The organism is Pseudomonas syringae pv. tagetis (genome assembly GCF_022557255.1).
Lineage (GTDB): Bacteria > Pseudomonadota > Gammaproteobacteria > Pseudomonadales > Pseudomonadaceae > Aquipseudomonas > Aquipseudomonas caricapapayae.
Map to the genome: position 1 here is coordinate 1,981,203 of NZ_CP092923.1, position 19,110 is coordinate 2,000,312.

Consider the following 19,110-nt stretch of genomic DNA (forward strand, 5'->3'; position numbering starts at 1 on the left):
TTTTGATGATTTTTAAGCGCGCGTGCCAGCCATCGCCAATGCCGAAAACTCGCGGATACGCGTAATGACCATAGAAAAAACCTTATGGCACACCGGCAAGTGTGCAGAACGGCGGGCAGGAGGGATGGCTGATCGCGATGCCGTGGACGGCGACGGGGTTCATGTGTGGTTCGGGACACTGATCTGACTTTGCAGGGCAGGGGGTGTGACGAAGGTATCTGATCTGGTGCCGGGTGGTGCCATGCGAGTGGCCATGCCGCTACCGATCAGGTTCGGTAGCGGCGTGCTTCATGCTCAGAAACTGTATTTGGCCGTCAATGCATAACTGCGCGGGTTGCCATAGACGTCAGTCGAGCCCCACACCGAGCTTGCGCCTATCGCGGTGTAGTAGGTGCGATCGAAGATGTTGTTGGCGTTCAGTTGCAGGTCCAGGTTCTTGCTCACCTGATAACCCGCCATCAGATCTGCGACGGCGTAGCTGCCCTGTTCCAGACGATAGCTGCCATCGGTGAGTGCGATGTCGTTATACATGCGGCTCTGCCAGTAGACGTTGCCGCCAACGCGCATTTTTTCCAGCGCGCCCTGTAGCCGATAGACAGTAGACACTTTGAACAGATGCTCGGGCGTGTCGGTGTCGAAACGCTGATTCTTGTTCGCCGGATCGGCGTCCTTGAGGTAATGGGTGCGGGCGTAGGTGTAGCCAGCGCCGACCTGCCAGTTTTCGCTCAGCGCGCCTTGCAGTTCCATCTCGATGCCCTGACTGCGTACCAGCCCGGCGGCGTCGTAACAGGTCAGTACCGCGCAGCCCGCCTGAGTCGGTGACTGGGTCTTGAGGTTTTTCTGGTCGATCTGGAACACCGCCAGGCTGGTATTGAGGGCACCGTTGAAATATTCGCCCTTGATACCGATTTCATAGTTTTCGCCGACCACCGGGTCGAGTACCTTGCCGGACAAGTCCTGTGCGCTCTGCGGCTGGAAGACATCGGTGTAGCTGGTGTACAGGGAATGGTGCTCATCCAGTTTGTAGATCAGCCCGGCGTAGCGCGTCAGGTTGCGGGTGACCTTGTAGTCTTCATCGCCGGAACGGTCATCGTAGTCGTACCAGTCCAGACGGCCGCCAAGGATCAGGGTCAGCGGATCGGCCAGGCTCAGGCGTGTGGTGAGATAAACCGCATCCTGTGTGGCGATGCTATGCGTCTTGCCATCGCGGACGAAGTCCGGTTTCGGCGCGCCTATCGGCAGTCCGGTGTCGTACGGGCTGTATTCCTTGCTGGTCTTGTCGTACACGCGCCGACTGGTGCCGACCACCACTTCATGGGTGCGGCCAAAAGCTTCCACCGGTCCGCTGGCGTAGACATCGAAAGCGCTTTGCTTCTCGTCCGGCCTCGACTGATAGGCCGTCGTTTCCAGCGGGCCGTTGTAACGAGAGAGATAAGTGCCCGAAAACAGGCCGTCCAGCGACGAGCTCGAGCCCGCCACACGCAGTTTCCAATCGTTGTCAAACCGGTGCTCCAGCTCGCCGAAGACGGTGTCGATGCGGATTTTCTTGTTTTCCCAATCCGAGCCGGAATAGGTCGAACGCGGCAGATTCAGGTGGTGGCCGTCAGTGCCGAGGGGCAGCCCGCCCCAGAAGTAATTGGTCTGATCTTCCTGTCGGGACAGGCCTATGGTCGCTGTCGTGGCGTCGTTCAGATCCGCTTCGACAACCCCGTAGAACACGCCGTGATCGCTTTTTTCCTTGTCGCGGAAACTGTTGGCATCCTGATAAGAACCGACCACCCGGCCACGCACTGTGCGACTGTCGTTCAATGGACCGGAAGCATCGAATACGCCACGGTAGTCGTCCCAGCTTCCGACAGTGCCGGTGGGGGTGACCTGCGGCTCGGCAGTAGGGCGTTTGCGCACCATATTGATTGCTGCCGAAGGATTGCCAGACCCTGTTGCCAGGCCAGTGGCACCTCTGATCACCTCGACATGATCGAACATGGCCAGATTGGGTTGGACACCCGCCGTGTACCCGGAGTACGAGGCGGGCAGGCCGTCGTACATGATGTTGTCGATATCGAAACCGCGGGATGTGTAGGTTTGCCGACCCGGTCCGCTGGACTGGTCGAGGAACAGCCCCGGCGTATACCTCACGACATCGTTGATGCTGGTCATGGCCTGATCGTCCATGCGCTGACGGGTGACGACCGTCACGGCCTGCGGCGTTTCACGAATGGTCAGCGGCAATTTGGTCGCCGTCTGCATCGGGCCCGTGGTGTAGGACTGACTGCCTTCGGTGGTGGAACCAAGCTGATCGGTGCTGATCTGTGTGGCACCCAGCTCCATGGTCGTGGCTGGTAGTGTTTCGGTGGTTTGGGTTTCTGCCGCAAAGGCCGCCTGAGAGGTGGCAGCCCAGATCCCCATTGCCAATAGCCCCGGCGTGAAACCATTACGGCTTTGCGATTGTTGCCCCGACATGAACCCGACACTCCCCCGATGCCTTCCGTGGCAGGATGATAATAATGTTGATAACTGTTCGCATTAGTGTGACAGGTTGTTTCGGCCAGAAAAAGACATTGCGAACAAATAGTTAACAAAATTTTCACATTTGCACGGGCGGGCAAGGTGCATCTCGGTGGCGAGGCGGACCGGGCAGGGCGGACCGTTACAGGTCTGGAAGTGCAGGATCAGGCAGACGTGTTTCCAGGTGTGGAATTGCCCAGTCGACAAACGCTTTGACCCGCGGCGAGAGCTGCAAGGCATGTGGATAAACCATTTGAATCGGCAGGTCTGCCGTTTCGAAGTCATTGAGCACCCTGATTAGGCGACCGTCAGCATCACGCCGTCGCGGCCATCAAGCCGGTGCTCCATGTCATCGAAATCCGCGAGCATGCGCCGGCTCCAGTGCAAGTACTCCTCGCCTTCGTCGGTCAGCGCCATGCGCCGTGTGCTGCGGTTCAACAAGCGTACGCCCAGATGGCTTTCCAGCGCCGCCAGCGAGCGGACCAGCGACGCGACCGATTGACCGGTAATGTCCGCCGCCGCACTCAGGCTGCCGCTGTCGACGATCCGCACGAAGTTGGCCATTGCCTTGAGCCTGTCCATTGCCACCCTTGATTTGTGCGATTAGTGCATAGGTCTTGTCAGGTCCGCAGCATAGGTGAAACGGCGGCCGTGGCAGACACTTGCGTAACTGCTTCCAACCGGAGTTTCACCCTGATGAGCCTGCAACCCAACCCCGCCCGGATTCTCGCATATGACCACATCGGCATTCGCGTCAGCGATCAAAACCGTGCACTGGCTTTCTACCAGGCGCTTGGTTTTGTCGAGAGTGCACGTTTTCCGCGTTACGAAGCCAACGAGATGCTCAGCACGGACGGTGTTCGCATCAATTTGATCTTCAATGGCGTTCGCGTGCCCCGTGCGCACAACGTGCTGCTGGATGCTCCGCTAAAACTGCCCGGCATGACGCACCCGGCGTTTGTCGTCGATGACTTGCAACTCCTCGAGCGCTGGCTTGATACGCAGGGCATTGTCGTCACGGAAGGACCGCACCCCATTGGCCCGAGACGAATCGCCCTGTTCATCCGCGACCCCGATGGCAATGTTCTGGAATTCAATCAACTCGTTGATGGAGACACGCAATGAAACTGTACGATCTGCAAGCCTCCGGCAACTGCTACAAAGTTCGCTTGTTCGCTGCGCTCGCCAATATCGAGCTTGAAGTGATCGCCGTGGACTTTCTGAATGCAGAGCATAAAAGGCCACCACTGTCCGACCTGAATCCATTGGGTGAATTGCCCGTTCTACAAGATGGCCCGGTTGTCCTGCGCGATTCGCAAGCCATTCTGGTTTACCTCGCTGGCGAATATGGCGGCCTGGCGTGGTGGCCCGCTCACCCTCAGGGGCAGGCCGAAATCGTCCAGTGGCTGTCGTTCGCCAGCAACGAGATCCAGCACAGCCTTTGCGCGGCACGGCTGGTGCAGAAATTCAGTGCTGTGCTGAACCAGGCCGAAGCTGTGCAGAAAGCGTCTGTAGTGTTGGGGCTGCTCGACAAACACCTTGAGCAGCACGATTGGCTGGCGATAGGTCGGCCCACGATCGCCGAATGTGCAGTTTATCCTTACGTGGCATTGGCACCGGAGGGTGGCGTGGAGTTGCAGACCTACCCGAATGTCTTGCGCTGGGCTAAGCGGGTAGAGGGGCTGACGGGGTATTCAATGAGGCCTTGAAAGTTGCCAGGCCACCACTGCTGGTGGCGTCGCCCAGGCAGACCGGATAACTCACTCTGCAGGTGCCCCGCCGGTTGGCGAGCCGTAGGTGAACGGATCTGCGCCGCGGTTCTGGCTGTTCTTCGCCTTGCGGGCCTCATCGGGCGGGCGGACCATTTGTACGGTCAGGCTGCCATCGGTGCCGGCGTAGACCACGGCGCTGACGCCGCCATCCTTGTAACTGGCGATGGTCGCCAGATTGATCTCGACCAGCGCACCGCTGACCCCGGTATTGCCCAGACGACGACCGATGTCGTAACCCTCTTCGACATTGCCGAGCTCAAGACCATGGCCGTCCTTGTTCAGGTCGTGCAGGGCGTTGTTCAGAGCAATTTCGGCTTCCGGATTGTTGGTGCTGTCGTAGAACACCCGGACCGGTTTCTGGCCTTCGGGCAAGGTATCCAGCGCCTGAACCCAGGCGGCTTGCAGGGCTTTTGCTTGCAAGGCAGGTTTCAGACGCTTGCCGTTTTCATCCTGCATGGACGCCTTGATCGGGCGATGCAGATAGCCGAGCACCGGCGCAGCGTCGAACTCCTTGACCTGATGCTGAGCCCAGCGGATCGGTAGCCAAGGGGAGGGTTCGAAGTTGCCGGGGCCGCGGTTGCTGATGGTTTTCCACAGGGTGGGGAGTTGGGCTTGCCAGTAGGGGGTGGACATTGTGCTAGGAGCATCCGGTACGTTGGGATTATAGGTGCCTGCTCCTGCTTCATATAGATTCTTGTCGCGCTCCCAGTAAAAAGCCCACAGCTTGCCTAGATCGCTATCTTTGTTTTGATTGTCCTCTGATTCGGTAGTCGCATACGGGCGAACATAACGATCTATCCGATCTGAACGACTGAGCAGTAGTCCAGTCATGCTCTCAAATATCTTAGGTACGACTTGCGCATTTTGCAGTCCTGGAGTACCTGAAACGCGTAATCCGTTACGGGTGACGTCACCATCTTCACTTACGATAAGTGCCTCGGGTACTAAGGGATTTTCGTCAAAAAAACGGAATAAACGCTCAAGTATTTTTTGAGCGTGAGTGGTGTTTTCAGCATCTTGCCACAAAAATAAAGTTACACCTAAGGTAGCAGCGTTGCGCCCATTGAGAATGTTATCAGCAGCGCCTGTATCTGATGGTTGTTTCGGGGGGGCAATTGCAAATGTCGGGATGGGCCAATATGCAACCGCTTCTCCTGCTGAGTGCTTGAATGCGGCACGGATATTAATGCTCTGGGTATTCTCTCGAGAGAGTAAAGAGTCCGTGTAATCTTCAGAATTTTGCGAATATATTGATGTGAAGTTGTTTTTCTTTTCTTTGATTTTCCGCCATACAGATGATTGATGCCATCCTGCTACGGCTAGCCCGATTCCACGCATTTCTAAGGCGTAGGTCCGTTTTTGCAAAGCCTGCTGTTCTAAAACTTGTGCTGCGACGTTGGATTTATAGGCCGCTAGGGCGGCCTTGTCATGAGCAATGGCTTTGCCCCACCAGTGACCACTATAGGTCAGTAGCACAGTGCCAAAAATAGCCGCAATACCCCAGCTTGTCACCGAGTGTATGTCACGAAGTTCCATGTTATTTTCCTGTGATTTTAAGTAGACGAATAGGACAAATCCTAACCAGAAAAAAAGCAGTGCTAATATAATCCAGATATAGAGCTTCAGCTTGGGACGTATCGGAGTGTTCTCTTGGCGAACCGTCACTGAACATCTCCTTTTATCTGAAAATCTGTTAGTAAGGGTGGCGGTGATAGTGGTACCAGGATGGATGACGGAAATATGCCTCGTTGGTAGTAAGTATGACTAGCTTCTACCAATGTCTGAGCTTCGACGCTAAGTTTTGTCCAGCCAGGCAGCCTCTCAATGAGTTCGAATTTTTTTTTGTCCATCTTCCAATCCGCAATCGCCACCAGCACATCACGCATTACCGGATCGTCCAGGCATTTCGCCTGACCAATCGCAATATCCATCGCCGTTACCCAACGTTGGTTTTCCGGGCTGCGCAAGAGGCCCGAGTGATAGCTGTTTTCGTCCAGCACCTCGCTGCTTTCATCCATAAACTTACGTATTTCATCTGGGGTTTCTTCCCGTTCTATGTCGTAACGATCCATCGGCTTCGGCGCGCCTTCACCTGTCACTCTTTTTTTACGCATGAGGCGGGTTTGCTCCCCTGGCGCCTTGCCCATGTTCCATCGGGCCAGCTCTTGCTCCAGATCTATCGGTCCAGTGTGGCTGCGAACATAACGCCAGTTGAATTTGGCTCTGGGATTGCCCAATGCAGAGGCTTTGTTTGTATCGTCAGGTCTGTCGCGGCCCGATGCAGTCGGCGTTCCCTCTACCGCCTCCCCGCCAAACATGTTGGGGGCATGGGGCGGGTACAGTTGTTCAGCATTGATCAGGAGCTTATGCCCTTCTTCGATAGGGCCTTTCGAAATGAGCCCGGTGATAAAACCGCCACCTGGATAACGAGATTCATTTTTGGCGCGTAACAGCTCATGGCCTGGAGGCTTTCCAACCATGACCGGCGATCCGTCGCGGTAGCGTTTGGTCCACATGCGTTGGAAAAAGCGCACGGCCTTCAATTCAGCCATAGGATTGCGAGTACTGTCTTTGCCATGGGTGTCCCACACCCCGTAAGTGCCGATGCCTCTCACGTCATCCAGTGCGACGGTGGTGTCGTCCGGGCAGAAATACAGGTACACCTTGCCGCGGTTATCCCGCTCGGGAAATACCGTCAGGTTACCGACCTTGTCCTTGCGCGAGCCTTGTGTAGGCGACCACTGCGGGCCGGCTCGTCCGCAGTAGGTTGCAGGGTTGCGCAGGTCTGACAGCGGCGGCTGGGTGTGCGGTGCCTGAGTCACCTGCGCCACGATGCGGGTCAATGTGGTCAGCGTGTCCTGATCTTTGGGGGTGACTTCCGGGAACAGGCAGTAGGGCGTGTCCACCATGATGATCGTGTCCGCGCAACGATGCCCTGCGTCGACCAGCAGCGCTTGCGCCAGCAGGGTGATTAACGTGCCTTGGCTATGCGCCATGATTGTGATGGTTTCGTTGGCAGATACCCGGCGTATCTCCTTGACCATCATGGCGAGCCGGTGAGCGGCCAGCACGTAATAACGCCGATGCGGGTTATCGCCTATAAAATGCGTATTGGGCAGCATGAGGCGGGCCGCCTTGAGACGCCCGGTAAGCGGCAGGCCTTTGTCATACATATCCAGCAGGTTGTTGGTGGCGTTAACGAAAAAACCACCGGCCTTGCCGAAATGCCGATCCAGGCGATTGCCCTGTATGTCCTGATACTGGTCGCGCAGTTTGGTGGGGTCGTTGTTTTTGTCTCGACTGATTTCGCTGGGGTCGGCTCGATATCCCCAATAAAAGGGAATCAGCAGACTACGAGTTTTCGGATCCTTGGTGTCGCGCTGATAAAGATAAGTGTCAGGATCATCAAGTAGGGCTCTCTGATCACTGTCCCTTTTCTCATAGGGAACATTTCCCGCTTCCTTGTATTTCTCCCCATACCGCCCCGCCAGCAGATCCGGCCGATCCAGCCGCTCATTGACCCCCTGACACAACCCCGTTTCCACCGACTCATAAGACGCCCCCGGATCATTCACGCCATGCAGAAAGATCACCACACCGGGCAAATCGGCGGGCACTTCCATTTTGCAGGTGGTGTTGAGGTTGGGGATCAGACGTGTGGTGCCTTGGGCAACGGTGTATTCATCGGCACCGTTCATTGCGCACCGCCTTTCGATGTACCGCTGCGCAGTGCCGAGACTTGTGCCTGATGCATCGTTTCGCGTTCCACTCGTTCTGTCAGTCCGTCTGCGTTCGTCATTCCTGTCACCCGGCTGCCGTCTTCCAGTTTGATTTCATAAGAATGGTCCACCGCTGCCCGCGGGCTTTCTTCGCTGTGACCGGGGTAGTGCAAGGCGACCTGTTGGGCGGCGGGGTCGCGGCCGAAAGAGGGGAACTGAGCGCTGTCGGTTTTCGGCCCGATCCAGTCGTGTTGGCTGGCGTGTACGGTGACCTTGCCTTGCGAGCCGATCTCGACGCCGCCGCCAATCCTGATATAGCTGCCGTCATCGGCGACCAGGCGAATGGTCGGCGCGGTGATCACCACTTCACCTTCGACGGCCGACACGTGCAGGTTTTTCTGCGCATTGAGGGCGATGTCGTCTTCCTGGGCCTGCACCAGCACTTTGCCCCGATTGGCGATGGCGCTGATCCCGCCGTCCTGGGCGAAGGCCGAGAGCCCTTTGCCGGCCTGCAGGTGCATGGCCGCGCCGCTGGTCAATTGCAGGTTGTCCTGCGCGGTGGTGTCGTGATTTTCGCCGGCATAGTGAACCTGCGAGCGCGGTGTGCCGCTGGCGATGCCGGCAGCAGCGGTCATGGCCAGTACCGGGTCGCCCAGGCCGTTGCCATCGGGCGCGGGCCACTGTTCGAGCGACTGACGCAAGGCTTCGATGCCTTGAACATCCACCGCCTGACCGCCGCGAGCGGCAGCCGTATCGCCGAGGGCTTTGAACAGTTCGCCGCACTCGGCCAGCAGCTTGAGCAACTCTTCGCGATCCAGTTGCGAGCCTTTTGCGTCAGTGCGCGCATAGGTCGTCAGCAACATGCCTTGCGCGGCACGCAGGGCGATGGCGGCATCGGTGCGCAGTTCTGCGCCGTGACCACGCGGTTGCGCAGTGCCGTCGGTGCGTGGGTCGGTCAGCTTGCCCAGGTCGAGCGCCGTGGCCTGATGGGTCGTGCCCATGCGTGCGCGCAGCGAACCGGGTGTGTCGTCGAACAGCAATTCGTTGAAGCCGCTGCCCTTGTGTTCCTGGGTACGGATCCCCGACAGCGTGCGGTTGCCCGGCAGCCCCGAGGCCTTGCTGAAGCGCGGTGGCAGGTTGATATTGTTGTAGAGCACCGACGTCACCAGAGGCCGGTCGATATCGCCCCCCAGAAACGTCACCAGCACTTCCTGGCCGATGCGTGGTAGGAACTGATGCCCAAAGCCGCTGCCCGCGCTGGGCATCGCCACCCTCAGCCACGTAGTGCCCTTCGGCAGGCTGTCGCCACGCTGCCAGTGGAACCTCACCTGTATCCGCGCCAGCTCATCAGTGAACACTTCCTCACCTTCCGGCCCGACCACGATTGCGCTGAGCGGGCCGGGAACGGTGGGGCGGGGTACGGTGAGCGGAGGCCGATAAGGGATCTTGTGACGGATGCATTCGAACTCGTTGTTGTAACCTGCGGCGTCCTTCGACAAGTAGTTATTGCAGCCCTCATGCCTGACCGATAACAGCAGAAAACGACGATCTTCGGCAGTGCCGCGGTCGTGATCGAAATGCTGTGTCAGTTCAAAGGTATGACCGGGGTACAGGGCGCGGCAATTACTGTTGCCGGTGAACGTCTTGCCCTTGACTTCAAGAGCTTCCAGGCGCTGACGCACCAGTCGTTCACCGTCATTGAACGTACCGTGGCTGTAATGATTGAGGAAGTCATACACTTCGTACGATTCGACATTGCCCTGCTCATTGATACTGGGCATGCCGACAGGCAATTGATTGCGGGGTTGCCTGTAATCGAAGGTCTGAATGGACATGCGCCCCGATTGCAGGCGCCGATGGCTGCGCCACTCGGTAATCGAGTCCGACGTTTCGGTAACGGACACCGTGTGATAGCGAAGGGTCGGCTGTTGTGGAAGTGGTAACAGGTCACGCGAGTGATCGAGAATAATCAGCGTGTGCTTTTCTTTGTCGTGCTCGAAATAAAAGAACAGCCCTTCGTGTTCCAGCAGTCTTAGCACAAACGTCAAATCGCTTTCACGGTATTGGGTGATGTAACTGTGCGTCTTGAGTGGCTGGCTGAGTTGAAACTCGAAATCGGGTAATACACCGTAGGCAGAAAAGACCGTGCGGATAACGGCTTCGATGGTGTGCTCCTGGAATATACGCGAGTCTATACGCCGCGAGAGCATCCACAGCCAGGGGCGTAGTGTGGCGCTGTAATGCGCCAGACCGCCGTCGCTGCCTTGCAGGCTGAAGGTGCTTATATAGCCATTGATGTAACGCGCCTCGCCGGTGGCCAGTTCGATTGCCAGTTGTGCAGGCTGGCCGATCTGGGACTTGAGCGCCAGGCCGGCGTCTCGGCTGAGCATGGATAACTCAAAGCTGAACAGTTCGGACAGGCCTTCAGTGCCGGTAAATTTCTCCAGCAGCAGTTCCTGTTCGTCACGGGCAACGGTCGTCAACTTGATCAAGCGACGGTTTTGCGGCGCAAAGAGGGCCGTTAAATCCTTTAGCATTGTTGCTCCGAGATAAAACCAGCGTCTCTTTCCGGTTGAGAGTGCCGATAGAGAGAGGTGTGGAAATCGATGGATCTGTTTCCGGGCTCACACCATGAGATTGCAGCGGTATGTCACCAGGCGACATTACTACTAATAACGCGGCGAAATGAGGCGAGAGGGCGAACGAATACGTCGGCCATTTCATAAGAAGTTGTAGTGCGTTTCTTACAGTGATGACGCTTTACACTTTGCTTGTATAGACCGACTGGATGACTGACTTCGCCTGAACAACTTGAAGCCTGCATTCAATCCAGTGCGAGGCCATCAAAAAATGCTATGAAAATCTTGTACATGAAATTACATTGGTACAAGTTTTGTGGCGCTGGGGTATTGGCCTGCCAGCGTTGATGTACAGACCAACAGCCTGTCGCCACGTCCTTTCAGGTGCTTGCAGAAGCCCCGCGGAGCTCGCCCATTGACCCAATCCCCCCATCTCTATCTTGTCCTCGGCGATCAGTTGTCCTTCGACCTGAAGTCTCTGGAACACCTCAACGCCGAACGCGACACGGTCCTGCTGGTCGAGGTGATGGAGGAGGCGAGCCATGTGCCGCATCATCCGCAGAAAATCGTGCTGATCTTCAGCGCCATGCGTCATTTTGCCCAGGCGCTGCGTGAGCGTGGGGTTCGGGTGCAGTACGTCGCGCTCGATGATCCGCACAATACCGGGTCGGTGCCGGGTGAGTTGCGGCGCTGGCAGGCTTTGCTGCAGGCCGAAGAGGTGCACGTTACCGAGTGCGGTGACTGGCGGCTGGAGCAATCGATCAAGGATTGCGGGCTGTCGATCCAGTGGCATGCCGATACGCGTTTTCTCTGTTCCCGTGAAGAATTTTCCTCTTGGGCACAAGGCAAGAAGCAGCTGCGCATGGAATTTTTCTACCGGGAAATGCGGCGCAAAAGCAGGCTGCTGTTGAACGGCGACGGCACGCCGGTGGGCGGTGCCTGGAACTTTGATGCGGAGAACCGCAAGGCGCTGCCCAAAGGGGTAGCGGCACCTTACCCGATGCGCTTCTGCGCAGACGCGATCACGCGCGACGTGTTGACACTGACGGGGCAACACTTTGCCAGTCACTACGGTTCGCTGGATGATTTCGATTACCCGGTCACGCATGCCGATGCCCAGTCGCTGTGGGACTACTTTCTGGATTTCGGGCTGGCCGGCTTTGGCGATTATCAGGACGCGATGGCCAGTGATGAGCCGTTTCTGTTTCATGCGCGGATCAGCGCTGCGCTGAATATCGGCCTGCTGGATCTGCGCCAGATCTGCAGTGACGTGGAGTCCGCGTACTGGTCGGGCAGGGTGGCGCTGAATGCCGCCGAGGGTTTTATTCGCCAGTTGATCGGCTGGCGGGAATACGTGCGCGGCGTCTATTGGCTGAAGATGCCCGAGTACGCCCATGGCAACCTGTTCGGCAACAGCAGGCCGCTGCCGGAGTTTTACTGGACCGGCGAAACGAAGATGAACTGCATGAGCCAGGCGATCGGCCAGAGCCTGAAGCATGCCTATGCCCACCATATTCAACGCCTGATGGTGACCGGCAACTTCGCCCTGCTGGCCGGTATTGTGCCGGAGCAGATCTGCGAGTGGTACCTGGCGATTTACATGGACGCCTTTGACTGGGTCGAACTGCCCAATACGCTGGGCATGGTCATGCACGCCGACGGTGGGTATCTGGGCTCCAAGCCCTATTGTGCCAGTGGTCAATACATCAAGCGTATGTCTGACTATTGCCGCAACTGCGCTTACAAGGTGACCGAAAGCACCACCGACGATGCCTGTCCGTTCAACGCGCTGTACTGGCATTTCCTGATGCGTCATGGCGATCTTTTACGGCGCAACCAGCGTATGGGCATTATTTACAAGAACCTTGATCGCATGGCCGAACCCAGACAACAGGCCCTGTGGGAACGTGGGGAGTCGTTGCTGGCCAGGCTGGATGCCGGAGAGGCGCTTTGAAAAAGAGTGAACTGCCGGTCAAAACCTGCGCGGTCTGCGGGCTGCCGTTTACCTGGCGCAAGAAGTGGGCGCGCTGCTGGGACGAGGTGCGCTATTGCTCGGAGCGCTGTCGGCGAAACAGGCAGTCGGTGAACCCATAACGCTTTCAAAATATTTCGAAATGAAAAGCGCTGAACTATCGCTTCGCCAGCATGATCCTTTTCTATGCGCATTCAGCGCGACCCCGACAGGCCAGAGCATTCGCACTGAGCATTGATCCAGGGTCGCCGAACGAAAAGGAGCCGTCATGACCGTAACCACCCATCCCCTGTACCGCTACACGCCAGGTCCGCTACACGCGACCCTGCTTGCGGGAACCGTCCCGCTGTTTCTCGGCGGACTGTTGAGCGACATCGCCTATTACCAGACCTATCAGATTCAGTGGAGCAACTTTGCCGCCTGGCTGATTGCCGGAGGTCTGTTGTTCTGCGGGCTGGCGTTGCTGTTCGCACTGGTCAATCTGGTGCGTGCGGATCACAAGGCCGGCCGTCCCGTGGCTTATTTCCTGTTGCTGCTGGTTACTTGGGTGCTGGGGTTGGTCAACGCCTTCGAACACGCGAAGGACGCCTGGGCGGTCATGCCGTCGGGGCTGGTGTTGTCGGTGATCGTGACCGTACTGGCCTGTGCTGCAACATGGACAGGGCTGACCAGCCTGCGTTCGGGAGGTGCAGAATGAAGCACGCTCACGCATTGACGGTATTGAGTATGGCGCTGCTGCTGAGCGCTTGCGGTGGCGAAGCGGACACTACGCAGGCACGCGGGCCGGACCCGAAACTGCCGGAGCCGCAACGCGGACTGCTGCCGAGCATGAAGATTGCCGAGCCTGTTGCATGGGGCGATCAAAAGCCGACTGTGCCCGAAGGCTTCAGCATCACGGCGATTGCCACCGACCTGAGCATTCCACGCCAATCCCTCGTGCTGCCAAACGGCGACATTATCATTGCCGAAGGTCGTGGTGGCAGTGCCGCCAAACTCAAGCCCAAGGATGTGATTGCCAGCGTCATCAAGGCGCAGGGCAATACCAAGGTCAAAGGCGGAAATCGCCTGACTTTGCTGCGTGACGCGGACGGCGACGGCCAATACGAGCTGAAGACGGTCTTCGCCGAAAACCTCAATGCGCCTTACGGCCTGGCGTTCGCCAATGGCAAGCTTTACGTGGCCAATCAGGATGCGCTGGTTCGCTTTGATTATCAGGACGGCCAGACCAAGGCCAGCGGTGAGCCGGTCAAGGTCACCGATCTACCTTCGGCGATCAATCACCATTGGACCAAGGCGCTGACGGTCAGCCCTGATGGTCGCTCCCTGTATGTCGGGATCGGTTCGAACAGTAACGTGACCGAGCGGGGCATGGAGGTCGAAATCGATCGCGCGATGGTCTGGCAGATCGATGCTGCAACGGGAGCCCACAAGCCTTATGCGACCGGCTTGCGTAACCCTACCGCACTGGCGATCCAACCCGGCACCGGGCAATTATGGACAGTGGTCAACGAGCGTGACGAGCTGGGGCCTGACCTGGTTCCCGACTACCTGACCTCGGTGAAGGAGGGCGCGTTCTACGGCTGGCCATACAGTTACTGGGGCCAGAACGTCGACACGCGTGCCCAGCCACAAAACCCGGCCAAGGTCGCTGCGGCGATCAAGCCTGACTACAGCCTTGGGTCGCACGTCGCCGCACTGGGCGTGTCGTTCTCGATCCCGGCGATGGGTGACAAATTCGCCGACGGCGTATTTGTCGGCGAGCACGGCAGCTGGAACCGTGATAACCCGGTTGGCTACAAGGTGATCTTCGTACCGTTCAGCAATGGACGTCCTGCGGGCGAGCCAGTGGACTTCGCAACGGGTTTCCGTGGGGCTGATGGCAAGACTCGCGGGCGACCAGTGGGTGTGACGGTGGATCCGAAGGGCGCGTTGATCATCGCCGATGACCTGGCAAACACTGTCTGGAGAGTGACCCGCAACAAATAGGCCATGACGATGACTGATGCCGCGCTGCGCCAGACAGTGGCGCAGCGCGGCACGAACTGTCTGTCGACGTGCAGTATCGGCACGCCGGTCAGGTGGATCGGTGTATGTCCACGTGCATTCTGTGCGGGAGCCGTCAAGCGTCAAGTGACAACAAAATCCCCTCGCAAGGTGGCTTCGCTACGGGCTTACACGTTAGGGTTGGTCGCTTCCGCGCGCTGGCCTGAACGATCAGTTGCTGACATTTCCGAATTCTGGAACCGCTGTGAGTCGCTTTGAAACCGCTGAAAATGTCAAACTGGAGCCCGCTTCCTGGTGGGCCGTCGGCAGTGTATCCCTTGGGTCGTTCGCTACCGTCACCACTGAATTTCTCCCTGTCGGGCTGCTGCCCGATATTGCTCGCGATCTGGGAACCAGCGTCAGTCAGACGGGCTTGATGATGGCGGTGCCCGGCATCCTCGCGGCCATTTCGGCACCTTCCTGTATCGCCCTGTTCAGTCATGTTGATCGCAAGCGCCTGCTGCTGGGGCTGCTGGCGATATTGCTGGCGTCCAACCTGATCGTGGCGTTCTCGGCGCACTTCTGGCTGACCCTTGCCGGCAGGGTATTGCTCGGCTTTGCGCTGGGCGGTTTCTGGACGATTGCCGGGTCGCTCGGGCCTCGCTTGAGGCCGGGCAAGGAGGGCGTAAAGGCGACCGCGTACATTCTCGCCGGTGTTTCGATAGGCACTGTTGCGGGGATTCCGGCGGGCACGCTGATCGGCGAAGCGTTCGGCTGGCGAGCCGCATTTGAAACGGCGGCAGCTGTGACCATCGCGGTTGGTTTGTTGATTGCAACCTGTCTGCCTGCGCTGCCGGGCGAGCGTTCTGCCGGCATCAGCCAGATGCTTTCACTGGCGGGCGAGCAACGAATCCGTCGTATGTTTGCTGCGGCACTGTTGATCTATGTGGGGCACTTCGCTGCCTACACTTACCTCGCGCCCTTTGTGCAGGAATTTGCGCATATCGAAGGTCAGACTCTGGGCGTTTTGCTGTTCGCCTTCGGTCTGGCAGCGGTCGCGGGTAACCTGGCCGGCGGAGCTCTGGCGGCCAGAAACGCACCGTCTTCGGTCTTGATCATGACCCTGTTGATGCTGGGCTCGCTGACTGCGCTGCTGACGTTTGTCGGCAACCCCTGGCTGCTCTGGCCGGTCATTCTGGTCTGGGGGTTCGCTTTCGGGATGATCCCCATCACCACGCAGATCTGGTGCTTCGAGGCGTCCAGTGGGCGTGTGGAGGGGGTTCAGGCCTTGTTGGTCTGCGTGGTCAACCTGTCGATTGGCGGCGGGGCGTTCATTGGCGGCGTGGTCTCCGGTCGTGTGGGCTTTACCGCGGCTATCGTGATTGGTGCAGTTTGCGCTGCGCTGTCCGCGACGACCGTGGCGCTGTCGCTGCGCAGATCAAGACCGGTGCGTTGCACAGACTGATGTGTCGGCGCTGACGAATCGGGCGATGACCAAATTCATCGCCCGATTCGCGTTTTCACACCCCTAGCCGACTTTGAAAAACGCTACTTTCCGGGTCAGGCGGTCCGCCAGCTGCGCCAACTCTTCGCTGGCGGTTGCCACCTGTTGCGAGCCACTGGCGGATTTGAGCGTCGAGTCGTGGATGCTGTTGATGTTCATGGCCACGTCCTCTGCGACCGAGCTTTGCTGAACCGCAGCGCTGGCGATCTGCGCATTCATGTGGTTGATTGCGCCCACCTCCTGATTGATTCTGGACAACGCACTTTGTGCATTGCGTGTCTGGTCGACGGCGCGATTGACCAGCTCACAGCTGTCACGCATGTTCTGCGCTGCTGTTTCAGTGCCTCCTTGCAGCGTGCTGATCATGCTTTGAATCTCCTGGGTCGACTGCTGGGTACGATTCGCCAGGGAGCGAACCTCATCAGCGACTACTGCAAAGCCACGGCCATGTTCGCCTGCGCGGGCTGCTTCGATGGCGGCATTGAGCGCCAGCAGGTTGGTTTGCGAGGCGATCGAGTTGATCACCTCAATGACGGTTTCGATCTGCTCGCCGTGCCTGGACACTTGCTCCACAGTGCTGGTTGTTTCAGTCAGCGTGGCTGCCAGTTGCTCGATGGCAACTGTGGTGCCTTCGACAAGGCTGTTACCGGTTGCCACTTCGCTGTCTGCCAGGCGTGCCGCGTCGGCGGCCTGCGCTGCATAGCCCGAAACTTCATTGACCGTCGCGGCCATTTGACTGATGGCGGTCGCCACCTGCTCGGCTTCACGGGTCTGGACCATGATCTGTGCATTGTTGGCCGATGAGGCTGCCAGCAGCACCGTAGATGACTGGCTGACCTCCTGAGCAGCCATCCTTACCTCGGTGATGGTCTCCGAGAGACGACCGAGCGCGGTGCCCAGTACGCCCATGACGCTGTCTGGATGCGCCGTACTGATGGTTTGCTGCAGATCGCCCGCAGCCAATCGGCGAATGGCCTGCGCAACCTCCACCGGTTCTGCGCCAAGTGTTCTTTTCACAAAGCGAATGATGAGAACCGACAGCGCAATGCTCAGCACTGCGGCGAAAGCCGTAGCCAGCAACATCAGGCCACGGAACTGGCTGGCCGTTGCCTGCACGTCATCCAGTTGAACCCTGATCGCGGCTTCCTCGTGGTCAATGAGGGCGTTGATGCGTTTCAGCCACTCGCTGTAGTCACCTGAGGTCTGGCGCAGCAACAATGCCTGGGCACCGGCAATGTCTCCCGTGCGGCGCAAGGCAATCACGCTTTTGGTGGAACCCAGCGTCTGCTGTTCGATTTCCTTGATGCCACGCAGTAGTTGCCTTTCCTCGGCAGTGACGGTCGGACTCGAGAACAGCTGATCCATCGGTGCTGCCGAGTCGATATAGTCTTTTTCAAGGCGGGTCATCTCTGCCAGATGAAGTGCCAGGTCCTGATCATTGTTGACCAGCACTGCATCGCGCAGGGCGATTGCCCGGTTATGCACGCTGCCACGAAAGTTGATCGCATAGCGCTGCACCTTTGCGGCGTTGTTGCTCACGTCTTCCAGGGTGCTGTCAATGAAGCCAACCCGCTGAATACCGACGGCTGTGATCAATATGAGCAGGGAAACGACTGCGGCAAACCCCAAGCCGATGCGGGTAGCCAGAGAAACCGGATTTTTCATGGAAGGAACTCGAACGGGGAAGTCGGGAAAGTCGAATCAAGCAATGGCAAACGGCCATTCATTGCGAATGGCCGGACAGTATCGTCCATTTTATCGGCTGCCCAATAGATATTTGCGTGCAGCGAGATAGGCAGGTGTTATTGCATAAGTATGTGACGTTGCGAAGGCGTCGATGACGGCATCAGAGCGCTTCCGCCCGGAAGGGCAATCCGCCACCGGGAACGGATTCCAATGCGTCCGTCAGACGAACCCGGTCACCCCATGCGGCACATACGGAGCCTCAAGGCGTTTGATGTCTTCATCGCTGAGCACCAGCGCCAGTGCAGCAATGGCATCGTCCAGCTGAGCGGCTTTGGAGGCACCGACAATCGGTGCCGATACCCCTCGTTTGGCCAATACCCAGGCCAGTGCAACCTGCGCCATCGGTACGCCTCGTTCTGCCGCGACCTGCTCCACGACATCGATTACCCGACCGTCTTCCTCTTCCGTGGCCTGGTAGAACGACTGACCGGAAATGTCGCTTTTCGTCCGTTCGGTCTGCTGACCGTGAGGCCTGGTCAACCTGCCGCGCGCCATAGGGCTCCAGGGCATCAGGCCGACACCTTGATCGATACACAGCGGGATCATCTCGCGTTCTTCTTCGCGATACACCAGGTTCAGGTAGTTCTGCATGGAGACAAACCTGCTCCAGCCGTGCGCGGCGGCCACCTGCTGGGCCTTGGCGAATTGCCATGCATACATGGATGACGCGCCGATGTACCTGGCTTTGCCGGCCTTGACCACGTCGTGAAGGGCCTCCATGGTTTCTTCAATCGGCGTGTCATAGTCCCAGCGGTGAATCTGGTACAGGTCGACGTAGTCAGTGCCAAGCCGTGCAAGGCTTGCATCGATACTGGACAGGATGGCTTTGCGCGAGAGCCCTTTCTCGTTGGGCCTTGTCGAGCCTTCCCACATGTTTGCCGGGAAGAACACCTTCGTTGCGATCACCGTCTCGTCGCGACGGGTGAACTCCTTCAGCAACTTTCCGACGATGGTTTCCGAGGTGCCTGCCGAGTAGCTGTTGGCGGTGTCGAAGAAGTTGATGCCTTGCTCGACGGCATGCCTGATGATCGGTCTGCTTGCTTCTTCGCCCAGTGTCCAGGGATGCGTTCCGGCATCAGGTTCGCCGAAGGTCATGCATCCAAGGCACAGTCTGGAAATATCCAGACCTGTGTTTCCAAGCTTCACGTAGTTCATGAACTCTCCATTCATCGGTGATTGGCCGGTCGCCGACCGTTTCGATACCGCTCATTACCTCTTCAATGCGGGCAATGTCTGCCCGGAACGACTATCTTCCGCGCGACTGCGTCTTCAGCGACTTTCTCTGTAGGGCTGTGTTTATAGTTCTACTTTTGTAGAACTATAAACG

General features: G+C 58.1%; 13 protein-coding genes and 1 pseudogene. 7 read left to right on the top strand and 7 right to left on the bottom strand.

The features are described from left to right. Positions 1-294: 294 nt before the first annotated feature. Together MME58_RS09065 and MME58_RS09070 are read right to left on the bottom strand one after the other, a co-directional pair. A complete protein-coding gene (locus tag MME58_RS09065; protein ID WP_055006721.1) occupies positions 295-2,463 on the bottom strand; it encodes a TonB-dependent siderophore receptor in 2,169 nt (722 codons plus the stop codon). A 187-nt stretch (positions 2,464-2,650) separates the two neighbouring features. Beyond that, a pseudogene (locus MME58_RS09070) lies at positions 2,651-3,090 on the bottom strand (LysR family transcriptional regulator). A gap of 114 nt (positions 3,091-3,204) precedes the next feature. Here MME58_RS09070 and MME58_RS09075 point away from each other — a divergent pair. After that, positions 3,205-3,633: a VOC family protein gene (locus MME58_RS09075; protein ID WP_055006719.1), complete on the top strand. Its 429-nt coding sequence runs from the start codon at positions 3,205-3,207 to the stop codon at positions 3,631-3,633. Continuing rightward, positions 3,630-4,217: a glutathione S-transferase family protein gene (locus MME58_RS09080; protein ID WP_055006718.1), complete on the top strand. Its 588-nt coding sequence runs from the start codon at positions 3,630-3,632 to the stop codon at positions 4,215-4,217. The genes MME58_RS09075 and MME58_RS09080 overlap by 4 nt, the downstream gene beginning before the upstream one ends. 51 nt (positions 4,218-4,268) lie before the next feature. On the opposite strand, the gene MME58_RS09085 is transcribed toward MME58_RS09080, so the two are convergent. Genes MME58_RS09085 through MME58_RS09095 form a run of 3 tightly spaced genes read right to left on the bottom strand, consistent with a single transcriptional unit; the run spans position 4,269 to position 10,536 of the window. After that, positions 4,269-5,945: a type VI lipase adapter Tla3 domain-containing protein gene (locus MME58_RS09085; protein ID WP_162491467.1), complete on the bottom strand. Its 1,677-nt coding sequence runs from the start codon at positions 5,943-5,945 to the stop codon at positions 4,269-4,271. After that, complete coding sequence (locus MME58_RS09090) at positions 5,942-7,978, bottom strand: T6SS effector phospholipase Tle3 domain-containing protein (RefSeq protein ID WP_055006716.1); 2,037 nt, start codon at positions 7,976-7,978, stop codon at positions 5,942-5,944. Before MME58_RS09090 ends, MME58_RS09085 begins: the two co-directional genes overlap by 4 nt. Beyond that, on the bottom strand, positions 7,975-10,536 hold the full coding sequence (locus MME58_RS09095; protein WP_055006715.1) for a type VI secretion system Vgr family protein: 2,562 nt from the start codon (positions 10,534-10,536) through the stop codon (positions 7,975-7,977). The genes MME58_RS09090 and MME58_RS09095 overlap by 4 nt, the downstream gene beginning before the upstream one ends. Before the next feature lie 457 nt (positions 10,537-10,993). Between MME58_RS09095 and MME58_RS09100 the strand changes: the two genes are divergently transcribed. From MME58_RS09100 to MME58_RS09120, 5 genes are all read left to right on the top strand, one after another. Beyond that, a complete protein-coding gene (locus tag MME58_RS09100) occupies positions 10,994-12,532 on the top strand; it encodes a cryptochrome/photolyase family protein (protein WP_055006714.1) in 1,539 nt (512 codons plus the stop codon). Next, positions 12,529-12,672, top strand: a complete 144-nt coding sequence (locus tag MME58_RS09105; protein ID WP_082427558.1) for a DUF2256 domain-containing protein — start codon at positions 12,529-12,531, stop codon at positions 12,670-12,672. Before MME58_RS09100 ends, MME58_RS09105 begins: the two co-directional genes overlap by 4 nt. 146 nt (positions 12,673-12,818) lie before the next feature. Continuing rightward, the gene (locus MME58_RS09110; protein WP_055006713.1) at positions 12,819-13,247 is read left to right on the top strand and encodes a DUF2231 domain-containing protein; all 429 of its coding nucleotides are present in this window, start codon (positions 12,819-12,821) and stop codon (positions 13,245-13,247) included. After that, entirely contained in the window at positions 13,244-14,536 is a 1,293-nt protein-coding gene (locus tag MME58_RS09115; RefSeq protein ID WP_055006712.1) for a PQQ-dependent sugar dehydrogenase, read from the top strand. Before MME58_RS09110 ends, MME58_RS09115 begins: the two co-directional genes overlap by 4 nt. A 262-nt stretch (positions 14,537-14,798) precedes the next feature. Continuing rightward, positions 14,799-15,998, top strand: coding sequence for an MFS transporter (locus MME58_RS09120; protein ID WP_054988445.1), 1,200 nt, complete (start codon positions 14,799-14,801; stop codon positions 15,996-15,998). A gap of 63 nt (positions 15,999-16,061) precedes the next feature. Here the strand turns inward: MME58_RS09120 and MME58_RS09125 are convergent, their stop codons facing one another. Together MME58_RS09125 and MME58_RS09130 are read right to left on the bottom strand one after the other, a co-directional pair. Beyond that, positions 16,062-17,702, bottom strand: coding sequence for a methyl-accepting chemotaxis protein (locus tag MME58_RS09125; RefSeq protein WP_054988444.1), 1,641 nt, complete (start codon positions 17,700-17,702; stop codon positions 16,062-16,064). 240 nt (positions 17,703-17,942) lie between these two features. Further along, positions 17,943-18,938, bottom strand: a complete 996-nt coding sequence (locus MME58_RS09130; RefSeq protein ID WP_055006711.1) for an aldo/keto reductase — start codon at positions 18,936-18,938, stop codon at positions 17,943-17,945. Positions 18,939-19,110 lie beyond the last annotated feature (172 nt).

Bases quoted from the DNA above. Each gene is read 5' to 3' on its own strand.
- MME58_RS09090 (WP_055006716.1), bottom strand. From the start codon at position 7,978: ATGAACGGTGCCGATGAATACACCGTTGCCCAAGGCACCACACGTCTG.
- MME58_RS09110 (WP_055006713.1), top strand. From the start codon at position 12,819: ATGACCGTAACCACCCATCCCCTGTACCGCTACACGCCAGGTCCGCTA.
- MME58_RS09080 (WP_055006718.1), top strand. From the start codon at position 3,630: ATGAAACTGTACGATCTGCAAGCCTCCGGCAACTGCTACAAAGTTCGC.
- MME58_RS09095 (WP_055006715.1), bottom strand. From the start codon at position 10,536: ATGCTAAAGGATTTAACGGCCCTCTTTGCGCCGCAAAACCGTCGCTTG.
- MME58_RS09125 (WP_054988444.1), bottom strand. From the start codon at position 17,702: ATGAAAAATCCGGTTTCTCTGGCTACCCGCATCGGCTTGGGGTTTGCC.
- MME58_RS09065 (WP_055006721.1), bottom strand. From the start codon at position 2,463: ATGTCGGGGCAACAATCGCAAAGCCGTAATGGTTTCACGCCGGGGCTA.
- MME58_RS09130 (WP_055006711.1), bottom strand. From the start codon at position 18,938: ATGAACTACGTGAAGCTTGGAAACACAGGTCTGGATATTTCCAGACTG.
- MME58_RS09075 (WP_055006719.1), top strand. From the start codon at position 3,205: ATGAGCCTGCAACCCAACCCCGCCCGGATTCTCGCATATGACCACATC.
- MME58_RS09115 (WP_055006712.1), top strand. From the start codon at position 13,244: ATGAAGCACGCTCACGCATTGACGGTATTGAGTATGGCGCTGCTGCTG.